This is a genomic window from Pseudomonas sp. P7548 (genome assembly GCF_013386585.1).
Lineage (GTDB): Bacteria > Pseudomonadota > Gammaproteobacteria > Pseudomonadales > Pseudomonadaceae > Aquipseudomonas.
The window spans coordinates 1-1,078 of record NZ_JACARO010000023.1; the positions used below are offsets into that span (position 1 = coordinate 1).

Sequence of the window (1,078 nt, forward strand, 5' to 3'; positions counted from 1 at the left end):
GGGCCGAGCAGCACGTAGCGGTCGGCCGGGTCGATCTCGAAACTGACTTGGTGGGTGGCCCGCACCACGCGCTCGGGGGTGCGGTACTCAAGACTGACTTTGTCCACCGCCAACAAAGGCTGGGGGGTATTCAACGTGCTGGCCGCGTGGCCTTGCAGGGGCGCGTTCATTTCATCTCTCTAGCCGGGAAGTGGGGATCAGAAAGGCGCGTCGCCCTGGATGGTGGTGCGAAACAGCTTGCGCCGCAGGTGGCTCGGGCAACCGGCGGCCAGGTGGATCAACGAACGGTTGTCCCAGAACACCATGTCGTGGGGCTGCCACTGGTGGCGGTAGATGTTTTCCGGCAAGACGCTGTGGGCGTAGAGCTGGGCCAGGAGGTCGCGGCTTTCGTCCTCCGGCAGGCCCACGATACGCGTGGTGAAGCCTTCACTGACGAAGAGCGCCTTGCGACCGTTTTCCGGGTGAGTGCGCACGATCGGGTGCACCACTTCGGCCACTTGGGCGAGCTGTTCCGGGGTGAGGGTCGGGCGCCAGTTGCCTTCGAATTTGGTTTCGCTGTAACGCGCGGTGTAGGAATGCGCGGCGCTTCGGCCTTCGACCGCTGTGCGCAGGTGTTCAGGCAATTGGTCCCAGGCTTTGTGCATGTCGGCAAACAAGGTATCGCCGCCCTCGGAGGGCAGTTCCTGGGCGTGCAGCATCGAGCCCAGGCTTGGCAGCTCTTTATAGGAAAGGTCCGAATGCCAGAATTTTCCTGCATCACCCAGGCCAATGGATTGGCCGTTTTCGATGATGTTGGAGACGATCAGGATTTCCGGATGGTTGGCCAGCAGGAACTGTTTGAGCACGTGGATCTGCAACACACCAAAGCGGCGGCTGAAGGCGATCTGTTGTTCGGGAGTGATGCGCTGGTCACGAAAAACCACGACGTGATGGTCCAGGTGCGCACGGTGGATGCGGGCGAAATCCTGGTCGTTGACCGGTCGGGACAAATCCAGGCCGATGACCTCGGCGCCGACACTGCCGGCCAGTGGACGGATCTCGAACAATTGGGCGGATGGGGTCGCTGTTGGAACAGTAG

1 protein-coding gene and 1 pseudogene are annotated in these 1,078 nt (G+C 61.8%); both read right to left on the bottom strand.

Going from position 1 to position 1,078, the window contains the following annotated elements:
* A pseudogene (locus tag HX803_RS12285) lies at window positions 1–170 on the bottom strand (ABC transporter ATP-binding protein); the annotation flags it as partial.
* Between the two features lie 27 nt (window positions 171–197).
* A complete protein-coding gene (locus HX803_RS12290) occupies window positions 198–1,046 on the bottom strand; it encodes a TauD/TfdA family dioxygenase (RefSeq protein WP_178920900.1) in 849 nt (282 codons plus the stop codon).
* Between the last annotated feature and the right edge of the window lie 32 nt (window positions 1,047–1,078).